Raw genomic sequence first — 14,821 nt, 5'->3', positions numbered from 1 at the left:
CCCCTGATCACCCAGCCCTTGTGGAGCGAGGCTACCCACGTGGGAGCACCTTCTACGCGTGACGGGCCGGGTGTCAGTCCCGCGAGAAGCCGAGGCGAGTGCGGAGGGGGACGCGTTCGTCGGCGGCCACCGCGGCCGCGCCGTCGGTCACCGTCTCGTAGACGGCCAGGATGTCCGCGCCGACCGTCGACCAGTCGAAACGCCGTACGTGGGCCGAGCCGCGCGCGCTGAGCTCCGCGCGCCGGTCCGGGTCGCGCAGCAGGGCGACGGCGGCCGTCGCCAGCGAGCCCGCGTCCTCGTTGGCGAAGAGCTCCCCCGCGGCGCCCTGGTCCAGGACCTGGGCGAAGGCCTCGAGGTCCGAGGCCAGGACGGCCGCTCCGGCGGAGAGGGCCTCGACCAGGATGATCCCGAAGCTCTCGCCGCCGGTGTTGGGGGCGACGTAGACGTCCACGCTGCGCAGCAGGCGCGCCTTGTCCTCGTCGGAGACCATGCCGAGGAACTCCACCCGGGAGCGCAGTTCCGCGGGGAGGGAGGCCACGGCCTCCTCCTCGTCGCCCCGGCCCGCGACGAGCAGCCGTACGTCCGGGCACTGCTCGGCGATGGCCGGGAAGGCGGCCATCAGCACCGGCAGGCCCTTGCGGGGTTCGTCGATGCGGCCGATGAAGCCCAGGGTCCGGCCGGACCAGTCGGGATTCGGGTCGGCCTTGGCGAAGAAGTCCACGTCGACGCCGTTGGGGATGACCACGGCGTCGCCGCCGAGGTGTTCCACCAGCGTGCGCCGGGCGTACTCGCTCACCGCGATCCGGGCGCTGATCTTCTCCAGCGCCGGCTGGAGGATCGGGTACGCGGCGATCATCGCCCGCGAGCGGGGGTTGGAGGTGTGGAAGGTCGCCACGATCGGGCCCTGGGCCGCCCAGCAGGACAGGAGTCCGAGGGAGGGCGAGGCGGGCTCGTGGATGTGGATCACGTCGAAGACGCCGTCGTGCAGCCAGCGGCGTACGCGGGCGGCCGACAGGAAGCCGAAGTTCAGCCGGGCGACCGACCCGTTGTAGGGCACCGGCACCGCCCGTCCCGCCGAGACCACGTAGGGGGGCAGCGGGGTCTCGTCGTCCGCCGGCGCCAGGACCGACACCTCGTGGCCGAGGCGGATCAGGTGCTCCGCCAGGTCACGGATGTGGAACTGGACGCCGCCCGGCACGTCCCACGAGTACGGGCACACGATGCCGATCTTCACTACGGGCGCTCCTCCAGGTCGTCGAGCCACAGGCGCTGCAGCATGTGCCAGTCCTCCGGGTGGGCGGCGATGCCCCAGGCGAAGGCGTCCGCGAGCGCCTGGGTCATGGCCGCGGTCTTCTCGGTGCGCGTCCCCGTGGCGGGCACCTCCACCTCGGGGTGCATCCGGCCGTGCATCACCGGCGTCTCGCCGTAGTGCAGGGTCGCCGGGAGCAGTACGGCGCCGGTCTGCTGGGCCAGCAGGGCCGGCCCCGCCGGCATCCGCGTCTTGGCGCCGAAGAAGTCCACCTCGACCCCCGAGGCCGACAGGTCCCGGTCCGCGACCAGGCAGACCATGCCGCCGGAGCGCAGCCGCCGGGCCAGGGTGCCGAAGGCGGCGCCGCCGCTGTGCGGCAGGACCTCCATGCCCAGGCTCTCGCGGTAGGCCACGAAGCGGTCGTAGAGCGACTCGGGCTTGAGCCGCTCGGCGACCGTGGTGAACGGGGTCCCGATGTGGCCGATGGCCCAGGCCCCCGCGAGGTCCCAGTTGGCCAGGTGCGGCAGGGCCACGATCACCCCGCGCCCGGTGGCGAGGGCCTCGCGCAGGAGGTTCTCGTCCTGGAAGCGGACGTCGGTGCTGAACCGCCGCGGGTCCATCGTCGGCAGCCGGAAGGATTCCATCCAGTAGCGCATGTACGAGCGCATGCCGGCGTGCGAGAGCTCGCGCAGCCGCTCGGGGCCCGCGTCCGGCACGACCCTCGCCAGGTTCGACTCCAGCCGCAGCACGCTCTTGCCGCGCCGCTTCCAGGCCACGTCGGCGATCTTGCGGCCGAGGGCCACCGCGGCCGGTTCGGGGAGCTTCTTGACGCCGGCCCAGCCGAGCCCGTACAGGCCGTCGACCAGCTTGTCCTGTGCCTTGCCCATCAGGCGGTACCGCCCTCGGAGCCGGCCGTGGCCGCGGCGTCGGCCTCGGCGGCCTCGCGGCGTACGGTGACCACCCGCTGGATCAGGGTGACGAGCGAGCCCGCCGCCACGACCCACAGGGCGATCGGCAGCAGCACGCCGATCCAGGAGGGGACGCCGAAGGTCTGGAGCCCGGACAGGCCGGCCGCCACCAGGGAGATCACCAGTCGCTCGGCGCGTTCGATGAGCCCGTTGACGGCGACCGGCAGGCCGATCGACTCGCCGCGGGCCTTCGTGTACGAGACCACCTGGCCGCTGGCCAGGCAGAAGATCGCCACGGCGCACAGCGCGTTGTCGTTCCCGTCGCCCGCGTACCAGAGCGCGAGGCCGCCGAAGATCGCCGCGTCGGCCACCCGGTCGAGGGTGGAGTCGAGGAAGGCGCCCCACCGGCTGGAGACCCCGGCCTGGCGGGCCATGTTCCCGTCCACCAGGTCGGAGAACACGAAGAGGGTGATGGTGATCGTGCCCCAGAAGAACTCGCCCCGTGGGAAGAAGACCAGCGCTCCGGCCACCACTCCGGCGGTGCCGATGAGGGTGACCGCGTCCGGGCTCACCCCCCGACGGAGGAGAAACGCGGCGAACGGCGTGAGAACACGCGTGAAGAATGCACGCGCGTACTTGTTCAGCATGGCCTTCCCGGAGGGTCGCTGGGCCGCGCGGCCACCACGGCCACCGGCTGGCCCATCGTAGCCAGCGCCCAGGGCCCGTCACGCCGCGCACCCACCGGTTCGCGCCGCGCAATCCGGCCGCCGTGCCACCGTCATGCTCCGGACAGTCGCCGGTACGACGTATGGACGCAGTGTGACACCGGTGCAAAGCTCGAAGGACCCCGATCACCCTCCTCACCGCGACACCAGGAGGCACGAGCAGCATGGGAGCCACATCACACCAAGCCGGAGCCGCCGGCAGGGCACTGACGGCCGACCGCCCCTCTTCCGTACGGAACGTCGTGCTGGTCGGCCACAGCGGTGCCGGCAAGACCACCCTCGTCGAGGCCCTGGCCCTGACGGCGGGGGCCGTGAACCGGGCCGGACGGGTCGAGGACGGGGGCACGGTCTCGGACTACGACGAGATCGAGCACCGCCGCCAGCGCTCCGTCCAGCTCTCCCTCGTCCCCGTCGAATGGGCCGGCATCAAGATCAACGTCCTGGACACCCCCGGATACGCCGATTTCGTCGGGGAACTGCGGGCCGGTCTGCGCGCGGCGGACGCGGCCCTCTTCATCGTCTCGGCCGCCGACGGGATCGACGGGGCCACCCGCATGGTCTGGGAGGAATGCCAGGCGGTCGGCATGCCCCGCGCCATCGTCGTCACCCATGTGGAGGCAGCCCGCTCCGATTACTCCGAGACGGCCGCCGCCTGCGGCGAGGCCTTCGGAGCGGAGGACCCCGACGCCGTCGTCCCGCTCTACCTGCCGCTGTACGGAGCCCGCGGACCCGACGGCCACGCCCCGGTCACCGGCCTGATCGGCCTGCTCTCCCGGAGCGTGTACGACTACTCCTCGGGCGAACGCGCCGAGCGCGACCCGGACCCCGCCGAGCTCGCCCTGATCGACGGCGCCCGCTCCCGGCTGATCGAGGGGATCATCGCCGAGAGCGAGGACGAGAGCCTCATGGACCGCTACCTCGGCGGCGAGGACATCGACGTCAAGACCCTGATCGACGACCTGGAGCGGGCCGTCGCCCGGGGCACCTTCCACCCCGTCCTGATGGCCGCCCCCGCCGCCGACGGCGCCCGTCAGGGCCTGGGCACGGTCGAACTCCTCGAACTGATCACCGGCGGCTTCCCCACCCCCGAGGAGCGCGCCCCCGTCACCGTCACCGCCCCCGACGGCTCCCCGCGCCCCGCCGTCACCTGCGATCCGGCCGGACCGCTCCTCGCCGAGGTCGTCAAGACCTCCTCCGACCCCTACGTGGGCCGCGTCTCCCTGGTCCGCGTCTTCTCCGGCACCCTGCGCCCCGAGGAGACGGTGCACGTCAGCGGCCACGGGCTGGCCGACCGCGGGCACGAGGACCACGACGTCGACGAACGCGTCGGCGCCCTCACCTCCCCCTTCGGCAAACAGCAGCGCACCCTCGGCACCTGCATCGCGGGCGACCTCGCCTGCGTGGCCAAACTCACCCGCGCCGAGACCGGCGACACCCTCTCCGCCAAGGACGCCCCCCTCCTGATGGAGCCCTGGGCGATGCCGGACCCGCTGCTCCCCCTCGCGATCGAGGCCCACAGCAAGGCCGACGACGACAAGCTCTCCCAGGGCCTGGCCCGGCTCGTCGCCGAGGACCCCACGATGCGGCTGGAGCAGAACCCGCACACCCACCAGCTGGTCCTGTGGTCGCTGGGCGAGGCCCACCAGGACGTCGCCCTGGAGCGGCTGAGGACCCGCTACGGGGTCCAGGTCGACCCCGTCCCGCACAAGGTCAGCCTGCGCGAGACCTTCGGCGCGAAGGCCACCGGCCGCGGCCGGCACGTCAAGCAGTCCGGCGGCCACGGCCAGTTCGCCATCTGCGAGATCGAGGTCGAACCCCTCCCGCCGGGCAGCGGCATCGAGTTCGTCGACAAGGTGGTCGGCGGCTCCGTGCCCCGCCAGTTCATCCCGTCCGTGGAGAAGGGCGTACGGGCCCAGGCCGCCCGGGGCATCGCGGCCGGCTATCCGCTGGTCGACGTACGGATCATCCTGCGCGACGGCAAGGCGCACTCGGTGGACTCCTCCGACGCCGCCTTCCAGACCGCCGGCGCCCTCGCCCTGCGGGAGGCCGCCGCCGACACCCCCATCCACCTCCTGGAACCCGTCGCGGAACTCGACGTACAGGTGCCCGACGCCTACGTCGGCGCGGTCATGAGCGACCTCGCGGGCCGCCGGGGCCGCGTCGTCGGCACCGAGCAGGCCGGGGCCGGCCGCACCCGGGTGCGCGCCGAGATCCCGGAGATCGAGATCGGCCGGTACGCCGTGGAGCTGCGCTCCGTGTCGCACGGCACGGGCCGGTTCAGCCGCGCCTACGCCCGCCACGAGCCGATGCCGCCCCACCTCGCGGACAAAGTGCGCGAACAGGCAGAGAAGGGAAACCAATTGACATAACGTCACGCCTGCCGCCCACCCGACCCGCTTGCGGTGGGCGGCATTTCCCTGTCCCATGACCAAGGGGCGGTGTCCGCCGATAGGCTTTTCGGCGCGGCGGACGGAACGACAGGGCACAACGGCTGCAGCGGCACGACAAAGAGCACAGTGGCACGGCGATGGGGGCAGCGGTGGCGGACGACGGTTTCGACTTCAGGCCCGGGGCACAGATTCCGCTCCAGGGGGGCGGCGGCCAGACCGCCGCGACCAACGCGCTCGCGTCCGCCGCGTACCGCGACGGCGGCAAGGACACCGCGCTGTCCTCGATCCTCGGGGCCAACAGCGAGAACCACCCGGCTTCGGTGAAGCCCCCGAAGATCTCCCTGTTCGAGCCCAACCTCGGCGAGGCCTTCTGCCGGGCCGTGGAGGCCCGCACCCTCGCCCCCGGCCGCAAGCCGCTCATCCAGTCCTTCGGCGCCGACCCGCAGACCGTCGTCGAGCACTGCCTGGCGGCCTCCCACATCCGCCGGGCGCGCGACCGCAGGCTGCGCCTGATCATGCTGGTCTGCGGTGTGGCGTTCCTGCCGGGACTGCTGCTGTGGCTCGGCCTCTTCCAGCTGCGCAAGACCCTCGCCAAGGGCGAGGGCAAGAAGAGCACCTGGATCGGGACCGCCCTGCTGGTCGGCGTCGTCGTCGTGGCCGCGGTGCTGCTCTACCGGGTGGTCTACCGGGCGCCGGGCAGCGGTGTGCTGGAGCTCTATCTCTTCGGCTCGCTGGCCGCCCCCGCGCTGGGCTGGTTCCTGGCGCGCCGGATCTGCGAGAGCACCGCCGCCGACCTGCGCTCGCGCTGGGACGGCCTGCTCGGGGGCGGCGGGGTCGCCGCCAAGATCCCGGACGCGGTCCCCGGCAACCCCGACGAGAAGGCCCGCGAGGACCTGCGCCGCCAGCTGGCGAAGCTGACCGCCGAAGACCGCAGCAACTCCGTCTTCTACGCCGGCCCCAAGGGCATCCTCGGCATGGGAACCCGCTGGGGCAGCTGGCAGATGGCCGAGGAGCTGACCCCGAAGAACGAGGGCGCGGAGATCCACCCCTTCCGCAGCTGGGACGTCATACGCGCGATGGACGCCCAGCTGCGCAAGCTGGAGCGGGGCCCGCTGCACACCGGCGGCTTCCCGGCCTCCTCCATCCAGCACTGGATCGTCACCCCCGTCGGCGAGGGCGCCGCGGAGGTCGCCCGGCCGGGCGGCGAGGACGTGGACACCTTCCTGGTCAAGCCGCACGAGATCACCCGGATCTGCAACGAGCAGCAGTTCAGCGCGGGCAACCGGCACTACCTCGGCATCCAGTACCCGCTCTGGGACGGCCAGCTCGTGATCACCATGCTGGTCACCGTGACCGTGCTCTACAAGACCCTGCGCGTGGACGTCACCGCCCACGCCCTCGGACCGGTGCACGGCCTGTTCACCACCAAGTCCAAGGCCCCGGTCATAGAGGTCCCCAAGTCCGTGCGCTTCTGGGAGACGGTGGAACGCCCGCTGCCGCTGGTGGACGCGAGCGAGGTCGTACGGCTGGCCGTGCGGGCCCCGCTGACCTGGTACCCGCCGCTCCTGGAGTACTTCGGCGGCAAGCTGGTCCTGCCCGAGCCCTTCGGCCTGCGGCACGTCTGGGCCGGCACCATGTGGCGCCACCGCTTCATGGCGGACGACGCGCTGCGCACGGTGGCCCCGGTCCTGCGCTCCGTGCACGCCGCGGCGTTCAAGGTGCTGGAGGAGAACGGCGTCGACACGGACCGCTTCACGAACCGTTCCTCGATCATGAGCGGCCTGATCCAGGAGCCCGCCCCGCGCAGGGCCGATGTCTACGACGCCTAGGTACGCTGAAGAGGACGGATCCGACCCGGGGAGGAACCACCATGACCGAGCGCAAGCCGCCCGGTGTCAGCTTCGAGTCCTTCGTGGACCGGCAGATCCGGGAAGCGGCCGACCGCGGCGAGTTCGAGAAGCTGCCGGGCTGGGGCAAGCCGATGGCCTCGCTGGACGCGCCCTACGACGAACTCTGGTGGGTCAAGGGGAAGCTGCACCGTGAGGGCTTCTCCCCGCTGCCCCCGTCCCTCGCGCTGCGCAAGGAGGCCGAGGACGCCCTGGAGAAGGTCCGGGAGGCCCGTACCGAACGCCGGGTACGGGACGTCCTCACGGAGGTCAACGAGAAGATCCGCGCGGCCCTGCTCAGGCCCCCGCCGGGCCCCCTCCTGAACCTCACCGAGTTCGACGTCGAGGCCGTGGTCGCCGACTGGCGCGCGGACCGCGGGGCGTAGTCCCGGTGCGGGGGGTCCCCGAGCCGGTCGACTAGTCGACGGGCCAGGCGTCCGCGAGCATCTGGCGGGTGTCGGCCAGGAGCTGCGGCAGGACCTTGGTGTGGCCGACCACCGGCATGAAGTTCGTGTCCCCGCCCCAGCGCGGCACGATGTGCTGGTGCAGGTGCGCGGCGATGCCGGCGCCCGCGGCCGCGCCCTGGTTCATGCCGATGTTGAACCCGTGCGCACCGGACGCCTTGCGCAGCGCGACCATGGCCCGCTTGGTGAGGTCCGCGAGCTCGGCGGTCTCGGGGCCGTCGAGCTCGGTGTAGTCGGCGACGTGCCGGTACGGGACGACCATCAGGTGGCCGCCGTTGTACGGGTAGAGGTTCAGCACGGCGTAGACGTGCTCGCCCCGCGCCACGATCAGGCCGTCCTGGTCGGACATCTCCGGAATCCCGCAGAAGGGACAGCCGTCCCCGGCCTCCGGGCCGGTCGGCTTGTTCTCCCCCTGGATGTAGGCCATCCGGTGGGGCGTCCACAGACGCTGGAACGCGTCCTGCGTGCCCACACCGATCTGCTGCTCCGGCTCAATCGTCATAGGACGCAGCATATGACCTCGTCCCGGCGGACGAGGAAGGCCCCCGGAAAGTGATCGCTTTCCGGGGGCCCGCCGACTGCCGTGCGGCCGTGGATCAGACCTGGACGCGGTCGGCGACGACCTTCGCCAGCTTGGCCAGGGCCTCGTCCTTGGCGATGCCGTTCTCCTGCGAACCGTCGCGGTAGCGGAAGGAGACGGTGCCCGCGGCCATGTCCTCGTCACCGACGATGATCATGAAGGGGACCTTGAGCTTCTGGTGGTTGCGGATCTTCTTCTGCATGCGGTCGGAGGAGGCGTCCACCTCGACCCGCAGCCCCTGCTTCTTCGCCTCGGCGGCGAACTCCTGGAGGTACTCCACGTGCCCGTCGCCGATCGGGATGCCGACGGCCTGGACCGGGGCCAGCCACGGCGGCATGGCGCCCGCGTAGTGCTCCAGCAGCACCGCGAAGAAGCGCTCGATCGAGCCGAACAGCGCGCGGTGGATCATGACGGGGCGCTGGCGCGATCCGTCCGGGCCGGTGTACTCCAGGTTGAAGCGCTCCGGCAGGTTGAAGTCGAGCTGCACGGTCGACATCTGCCAGGTGCGGCCGATGGCGTCACGGCACTGGACCGAGATCTTCGGGCCGTAGAACGCGGCGCCGCCCGGGTCCGGGACCAGCGGGAGGCCCTGCTTCTCGGCGACCGACTGGAGGACCGCGGTGGCCTCCTCCCAGGCCTCGTCGGAGCCGACGAACTTCTCCGGGTCCTTGGTCGACAGCTCCAGGTAGAAGTCGGTCAGACCGTAGTCGCGGAGCAGGTTCAGCACGAAGGTCAGCGTGCGGTCGAGCTCCTCCGCCATCTGCTCCTTGGTGCAGTAGATGTGCGCGTCGTCCTGGGTGAAGCCGCGCGAGCGGGTCAGGCCGTGCACGACGCCGGACTTCTCGTACCGGTACACGGTGCCGAACTCGAAGAGGCGCAGCGGCAGCTCGCGGTAGGAGCGCCCGCGGGCGTCGAAGATCAGGTTGTGCATCGGGCAGTTCATGGGCTTGAGGTAGTAGTCGGTACCACCGTCGAGCTGCATGGGGGGGTACATGCCCTCCGCGTACCAGTCCAGGTGGCCGCTCTTCTCGAAGAGGGCGCCCTTGGTGGCGTGCGGGGTGTAGACGAACTCGTAGCCCTCTTCCTCGTGCCGCTTGCGCGAGTAGTCCTCCATGGTGCGGCGGATCACGCCGCCGCGCGGGTGGAAGACGGCCAGGCCGGAGCCGATCTCGTCCTGTACGGAGAACAGGTCGAGCTCGGTGCCCAGGCGCCGGTGGTCGCGCTTCTCGGCCTCGGCGAGGAAGTCGAGGTGCGCCTTCAGCTCGTCCTTCGACGGCCAGGCGGTGCCGTAGATGCGCTGCAGCATCGGGTTCTTCTCACTGCCCCGCCAGTAGGCGGCCGCGTTGCGCATCAGCTTGAAGGCCGGGATGTTGCGGGTGGTGGGCAGGTGGGGACCGCGGCAGAGGTCCTTCCAGCACAGCTCGCCGGTCTTCGCGTCGAGGTTGTCGTAGATGGTGAGCTCGCCGCCGCCCACCTCGACGTTCGCGCCGTCGTCGGTCGAGGCCGAACCCTTGATCCCGATGAGCTCCAGCTTGTACGGCTCGTCGGCGAGCTCCTCGCGGGCGGCCTCGTCGGTGACCACGCGGCGGGCGAAGCGCTGGCCGCGCTTCTGGATCTCCTGCATCTTCTTCTCGATGGCCTTGAGGTCATCGGGGGTGAAGGGCTTGGCGACGTCGAAGTCGTAGTAGAAGCCGTCCCGGACCGGCGGGCCGATGCCCAGCTTGGCCTCGGGGAAGAGCTCCTGCACGGCCTGCGCCATGACGTGCGCGGTCGAGTGGCGCAGGATGTTAAGGCCGTCCTCGGAGGAGATCTCCACCGGCTCGACGGTCTCGCCGTCGCGCACCTCGTAGGAGAGGTCCTTCAGCTCACCGGCGACGCGGGCGGCCACGATGGTGCGCTCGCCGGCGAAGAGCTCCGCCGCCGTAGTGCCCGTGGCCACCACGCGCTCGTCCCGCTCGGAATCGCGTTGGATGATCACACGGACGTCTGACACCGGTCACTCCTGACTCAAGGGATGCGCGAGCGAACACTGCGCGCCTGAATCGTACCGAGCCGAGAGGCCGCGCCGCTAAACGGTTACGGCCCGCCCGCGGGCGCTGGCTACCCTGGGCCGCGTCCGCCCGCCGCCGACCGGAGGAATCCGCCCCGTGCCGAGCCCGCTCCTGCGCCCGCTGGACCTGACCGACGACCGGACCGCCGGGGCCGTGCACCGGATCGGCCGTGCCGCCTACGCGGTGGAGGCGGAGCTGATCGGCTTCGACGGCATCCCCGCCCTCGGCGAGAGCCTCGCGCAGCTGCGGGCGCGGCCGCTCTGCTGGCTGGGGGCCGTGTCCGGGGACGGCGCGGTCGCCGGGTTCCTGGCCTGGGAGGCGGCGCCCGAGGGGGCCGTCGCGCTGGACCGGCTGTGCGTGGACCCGGCGTGGTTCCGCCGCGGCATCGCCTCGCTGCTGCTGCGGCACGCCCTGACGGAACTCTTCCCGGACCGGACCGTCGAGGTCACCACGGGCGCGGACAACACCCCCGCGGTGACCCTGTACGAACGCCTGGGCTTCGCCCGCGGCGCGGACTTCTCCCCGGTCCCGGGGCTGACCATGGCCTCCTTCACCCGCGCGGGCGCGGCGGCGGGGGCTCCGCAGGCCCGCTAGTGCCGGTCAGTCGTCCGACGGCAGGACGTCCGCGGGCTCGAAGCCGTCGTCCAGCGACTTCATCAGGCGGTCCCGTTCGACCTCGTCCAGGGGAACGGGTGTCACGTCCGTGGCGTCCGTCAGCCGGCGGAAGCCGCCCCGGCGCTGGAGCCGGCCGCTCACCCGGACCGGCAGGCCCACCAGGTGGGCGTGGCCCGCGATCCGGTACGCCTCCTCGTCGAGCGCGGCCCGTACGTACGGGACCTCCGCGCCCGCCAGCACCCGCAGCCGGACGGTCCCGCCGCCGCCCGCCGCGGCCCGCCGCATCCGGACCACCGCCCCCGCGAGCCGTACGGGGACCGCGGGTTCCTCGCGGGTGTAGCGGGCGGCGGCCTCCCGCAGCACCGGCAGGTCACCGGGCGAGAACTCCACCGGCTCGGGCCGTGCCGCGCAGCCGGCGGGGACCCCGGCCGCCGGCGCCCAGGCCAGCGCGATCCGGGCTCCTTCGGAACCCCGTACGAGGGCGATCAGGGCGTCGGCGAGTTCCCGGCTGACCCCCGCGGCCACGGCGGCGTCGAAGGCGTCCATCCCGCCGGTGGCCCGCCGGTAGTCCACCGCCTCCCGGGCCGCGTGGAGGGCCTGGTGCAGCCGGGCCACCACGCCCCGGCCCCCGTCGACGGGCACGTACGCGGTGAGCCGGCGCCCGCCCGGCGAGGGCCCGACCAGCACCCCGTCCAGGACGCGTTCGGCCTGGGCGCGGTGGCGGGCGCCGTAGTACCCGGCTCGGGCGCGGTCGGCGAGGGCGCCGGCCACCAGCAGCCGGCGGGCCGCCGAGCGCAGCTGTTCCTGGACGGTCCAGGCTGCCTCGCCCTGGTAGCCGTAGGGCCCGACGGGTATCTCGCGCTCCCAGCGGATCTCGTCGCTGGGCACGCTCAGCCCGAACAGCACCTCCCGCGCCGAGGCGAGCCCGCTGCGCGAGAGCGCGGTGAGCGCCTCCTCCAGCAGGTCCGCGCAGTCGGGGAAGGTACGGCTCTCGGGGACGAGCAGGCTGGTCCCGGCACGGCCGGGCGGGGTCCAGCGCCCGTACCGGCCCGCCGCGCCGCCGCGCCGCAGCCATCCGTGCCGGTGCAGCAGCGCGCCGAGCACCTGCGGGTCGACCTGGGCGGGATCGGGGGTGCCCGGGGAGAGCTCCGGGGGCGGCAGCGGTTCGAGGTGCGGCGGGTGCCGGTGCATCAGGGTGTCCCTCCCGACCCGACCCGGGTCATGATCTCGCACAGCGCCCGGTCGTCGAAGATCCGCGTGGTCGGGATCCGTACGGTGGTCCGGCGCCGGCCGGTCACGGGGTGCCCGGCGAGGTTGGTCCAGTAGCAGCAGTGCCGCAGGTCGAGCCGGTCGTGCCCGGCGCCGATCCACTGGTCCCGCTCCCGCGGTACGAGCATCACGACGAGGATCTTGTGGACGGCGACCGGCGACCGCGCCAGCTTCACCAGGTGCTCGTTGTCGAGGGTGAAGCCGAAGGTGGCCCCGGCCGGCCGGGGCGGTATCTGGTACGTCGCCTTGAGCTGCACCTTGATGGTCACCTCGTCGTCGACGACGTGCTCGGGGGCGCCGTGGCTGACGTGCCAGTCGATGCCGTTGTCGGGGAAGGGCTGGGAGAGCGAGCAGCCGGCCGCGGCCGCGACGGCGTGCAGGTATCCCACCTGGAGGGTCTCCATGCAGGCGGTGGTGGCGAGCGTGCCGCGCAGCGGTCCCGTCGGTCCGTGCGGCAGCCCGCCCGGTTCGGGCTGTGCGAGCGCCATGGCCGGCCCCCCATGCCTTCCGGGCTCTGCCGTGAGCGGGAACGGGGTGACGACCGGTCATGCGTACGACCCCCCGGGGAAGTTGTCTCCGCACCCGGGTGCCCGCAAACGGCGTACGGGGCAAACGGCCCGGGTATCACCGCTTCGGCAAGGTGGCACGTTCCGTGGCGGTTGCGCCCGGGGGCACCCCATCTGCCGATCGGGGACGAGGAGTTCGCCATGACACGCTGGTACGAGGGCCCGCTGGCCGCATTCGACACGGAGACCACCGGGGTGGACGTCGAGCAGGACCGGATCGTGTCCGCCGCGCTCGTCGTGCAGGAGTGTGCGGGCGGCCGGGTCCGCTCCACCCGGTGGCTGGTCAATCCCGGCATCCCGGTGCCGCCGGGTGCCACGGAAGTGCACGGCCTGACCGACGAGCACCTCCAGCGTCACGGCCGTTGGCCGGCGCCGGTGGTGGAGGAGATAGCCCGCGCGCTCGGTGAGCAGCAGGTGGCGGGCCGCCCGGTGGTGGTGATGAACGCGCCGTTCGACCTGACCCTGCTGGACCGGGAGTTGCGCCGGCACCGGGCCTCGACGCTGGCCCGGTACCTGGACGACCGGCCACTGACGGTGCTGGACCCGCGGGTGCTGGACAAGCACCTGGACCGCTACCGCAAGGGCCGCCGGACGCTGACGGACCTGTGCGCGCACTACGGGATAGAGCTGGAGGGCGCGCACGACGCGACGGCGGACGCGATGGCCTCGCTGGAGCTGGTCCGGGCGGTCGGGCGGCGCTTCGCGGGGCGGCTGGAGCGGCTGACGCCGGCGGAACTGCACGCACTGCAGGCCGTGTGGCACGCGGCACAGGCGCGCGGGCTCCAGGCGTGGTTCACCCGGCAGGGCACCCCGGAGTCGGTGGATCCGCACTGGCCGCTGCGTCCGGAGGTGTCACAGGCCGCGTAGGGCCCGCACGTCCCCTACATGCGGAAGGCCGGTCCGTCAGTGACGGACCGGCCTGTCCCGGTGGGCGATACTGGGTTCGAACCAGTGACCCCTTCGGTGTGAACGAAGTGCTCTACCGCTGAGCTAATCGCCCGGGAACGGACTGAACAATACAAGAGCCTCGGGGTCTGTTCAAACCGCTTCCCGCTCGGCGTCCAGCAGGGCCGCGAGACCGCGCCGCCCGGCCCGCATCATCAGGGTGTGGTTGAGCCGCAGGACCGGACGCCCGGCGAGCGCGAACGGCCGCAGCGGGGCCGCCCGCAGCTCGACCTCCTGCTCGTAGACGGCCCGTGTGGTCGCGGGGCCGGCGGCGCGCGGGCGTACGGTCCACCGCGCCCAGCCTTCGAGGTCCCCGCGCACGGCCACCTCCAGGACGCCCCGCTCGGGATCGCGGAGCAGGCCGGTGAGGGTGACGTGGATCGCGTACGGGAGGACGGAGCGGATCACGGCGGTGCCGGTGTGCTCGTCGACCGCCCGGACCCGGCGGACCTGGGGCCACCACCGGGGGTAGTGCGCGGGGTCCTCCAGCCGCGCGAACACGAGGGCGGGCGGGGCGTCGAGGTCCCACACGTCGCGGAAGCGGTAGTGCGTCCAGCGCGGCATGGCCCCAGTCTGGCCCGGTGGCGGGGTCCGCGTCCGGCCGTCGCGGGTTTTGGTGCCCGGGGGTACTCAGCGCCGATCTGAGTACGCACGCCCATGTCCTGAGGGAGTGACGGGCACCACACTCCGGCTATGGACACGCCCCTGCCGCCCGCCGAGGAGCTGGCGCTGATCGACCACGAGCTGGCCCGACTGGACGCCCGGCGGCTGTATTTGTTGACCCGTCGGGAGTGGCTGGTGCGTCTGCTGTGGCAGCAGGCACCGGCCGCGGCGCCGCCCTTCCCTCCGGTGGTCCACGGTGCGCCGCCACCGGCCGGCCCGAGCGCGCAGAACGTGCTGCTGACCCTGGGCGCGGTGCTGCTCGCCGTGGCCGCGCTCGCCTTCACCCTGGTCAGCTGGGGCTCGCTGGGCATCGGGGGCCGCTGCGCGGTGCTGGCCCTGCTGACGGCGGCGGCGCTCGCCGCGCCCGCCGCGCTGCTGCGGCGCGGGCTGCGCTCGACGGCCGAGTCGGTGGCGGGCGTCGCGCTGCCGCTGACGGTGCTGGACGCCTACGCCCTGCACGCCGCGGGGCTTGCGGGCACCGACGGCGGGGCGTACGCGGCGGGGGCGGCC

At 72.7% G+C, this 14,821-nt stretch carries 13 protein-coding genes, 1 tRNA gene and 1 pseudogene; 6 read left to right on the top strand and 9 right to left on the bottom strand.

Going from position 1 to position 14,821, the window contains the following annotated elements; genetic code table 11:
* Positions 1-73 precede the first annotated feature (73 nt).
* From ACEPPI_RS16830 to pgsA, 3 genes are read right to left on the bottom strand one after another with little or no spacing between them, the layout of a single operon-like run.
* Positions 74-1,234: a glycosyltransferase family 4 protein gene (locus ACEPPI_RS16830; RefSeq protein WP_373916033.1), complete on the bottom strand. Its 1,161-nt coding sequence runs from the start codon at positions 1,232-1,234 to the stop codon at positions 74-76.
* Positions 1,234-2,136, bottom strand: coding sequence for a phosphatidylinositol mannoside acyltransferase (locus ACEPPI_RS16825; protein WP_373916032.1), 903 nt, complete (start codon positions 2,134-2,136; stop codon positions 1,234-1,236). The genes ACEPPI_RS16830 and ACEPPI_RS16825 overlap by 1 nt, the downstream gene beginning before the upstream one ends.
* The gene (gene pgsA, locus ACEPPI_RS16820; protein WP_373916031.1) at positions 2,136-2,804 is read right to left on the bottom strand and encodes a phosphatidylinositol phosphate synthase; all 669 of its coding nucleotides are present in this window, start codon (positions 2,802-2,804) and stop codon (positions 2,136-2,138) included. Before pgsA ends, ACEPPI_RS16825 begins: the two co-directional genes overlap by 1 nt.
* Before the next feature lie 242 nt (positions 2,805-3,046).
* Between pgsA and ACEPPI_RS16815 the strand changes: the two genes are divergently transcribed.
* From ACEPPI_RS16815 to ACEPPI_RS16805, 3 genes are all read left to right on the top strand, one after another.
* Positions 3,047-5,251, top strand: coding sequence for an elongation factor G-like protein EF-G2 (locus ACEPPI_RS16815; RefSeq protein WP_373916030.1), 2,205 nt, complete (start codon positions 3,047-3,049; stop codon positions 5,249-5,251).
* A gap of 158 nt (positions 5,252-5,409) precedes the next feature.
* Positions 5,410-7,101: a hypothetical protein gene (locus ACEPPI_RS16810; protein ID WP_373916029.1), complete on the top strand. Its 1,692-nt coding sequence runs from the start codon at positions 5,410-5,412 to the stop codon at positions 7,099-7,101.
* A gap of 41 nt (positions 7,102-7,142) precedes the next feature.
* Positions 7,143-7,544, top strand: coding sequence for a DUF1992 domain-containing protein (locus tag ACEPPI_RS16805; protein WP_373916028.1), 402 nt, complete (start codon positions 7,143-7,145; stop codon positions 7,542-7,544).
* 31 nt (positions 7,545-7,575) lie between these two features.
* On the opposite strand, the gene ACEPPI_RS16800 is transcribed toward ACEPPI_RS16805, so the two are convergent.
* Positions 7,576-8,136 carry an HIT domain-containing protein gene (locus ACEPPI_RS16800; protein ID WP_373916027.1) on the bottom strand — a complete coding sequence of 187 codons (561 nt, stop codon included), beginning with the start codon at positions 8,134-8,136 and terminating at the stop codon, positions 7,576-7,578.
* An 82-nt stretch (positions 8,137-8,218) separates the two neighbouring features.
* A complete protein-coding gene (gene thrS, locus ACEPPI_RS16795) occupies positions 8,219-10,195 on the bottom strand; it encodes a threonine--tRNA ligase (protein ID WP_373916026.1) in 1,977 nt (658 codons plus the stop codon).
* A gap of 154 nt (positions 10,196-10,349) precedes the next feature.
* Here thrS and ACEPPI_RS16790 point away from each other — a divergent pair, with 154 nt between their 5' ends.
* Positions 10,350-10,847, top strand: coding sequence for a GNAT family N-acetyltransferase (locus ACEPPI_RS16790; protein WP_373916025.1), 498 nt, complete (start codon positions 10,350-10,352; stop codon positions 10,845-10,847).
* Between the two features lie 6 nt (positions 10,848-10,853).
* Here the strand turns inward: ACEPPI_RS16790 and ACEPPI_RS16785 are convergent, their stop codons facing one another.
* The gene (locus tag ACEPPI_RS16785; protein WP_373916024.1) at positions 10,854-12,059 is read right to left on the bottom strand and encodes a hypothetical protein; all 1,206 of its coding nucleotides are present in this window, start codon (positions 12,057-12,059) and stop codon (positions 10,854-10,856) included.
* Positions 12,059-12,625 carry a DUF4365 domain-containing protein gene (locus ACEPPI_RS16780; RefSeq protein ID WP_373916023.1) on the bottom strand — a complete coding sequence of 189 codons (567 nt, stop codon included), beginning with the start codon at positions 12,623-12,625 and terminating at the stop codon, positions 12,059-12,061. Before ACEPPI_RS16780 ends, ACEPPI_RS16785 begins: the two co-directional genes overlap by 1 nt.
* A 219-nt stretch (positions 12,626-12,844) precedes the next feature.
* On the opposite strand from ACEPPI_RS16780, the gene ACEPPI_RS16775 reads away from it, so the two are divergent.
* Positions 12,845-13,570: a 3'-5' exonuclease gene (locus ACEPPI_RS16775; protein WP_030233855.1), complete on the top strand. Its 726-nt coding sequence runs from the start codon at positions 12,845-12,847 to the stop codon at positions 13,568-13,570.
* A 61-nt stretch (positions 13,571-13,631) separates the two neighbouring features.
* On the opposite strand, the gene ACEPPI_RS16770 is transcribed toward ACEPPI_RS16775, so the two are convergent.
* Both ACEPPI_RS16770 and ACEPPI_RS16765 read right to left on the bottom strand, forming a co-directional pair.
* Positions 13,632-13,703, bottom strand: a tRNA-Val gene (locus ACEPPI_RS16770).
* Between the two features lie 38 nt (positions 13,704-13,741).
* Positions 13,742-14,212 (bottom strand): SRPBCC family protein, encoded by a 471-nt coding sequence (locus ACEPPI_RS16765; protein WP_373916022.1) that lies wholly within the window; start codon positions 14,210-14,212, stop codon positions 13,742-13,744.
* A gap of 129 nt (positions 14,213-14,341) precedes the next feature.
* Here ACEPPI_RS16765 and ACEPPI_RS16760 point away from each other — a divergent pair.
* Positions 14,342-14,821 (top strand): annotated as a pseudogene (locus ACEPPI_RS16760) (hypothetical protein); the annotation flags it as partial.

The sequence above is a fragment of the Streptomyces sp. AB3(2024) genome, assembly GCF_041862025.1.
GTDB lineage: Bacteria > Actinomycetota > Actinomycetes > Streptomycetales > Streptomycetaceae > Streptomyces.
The sequence above is the reverse complement of the archived record's forward strand: the minus strand, read 5'-3'. Positions and strand labels throughout refer to the sequence as shown.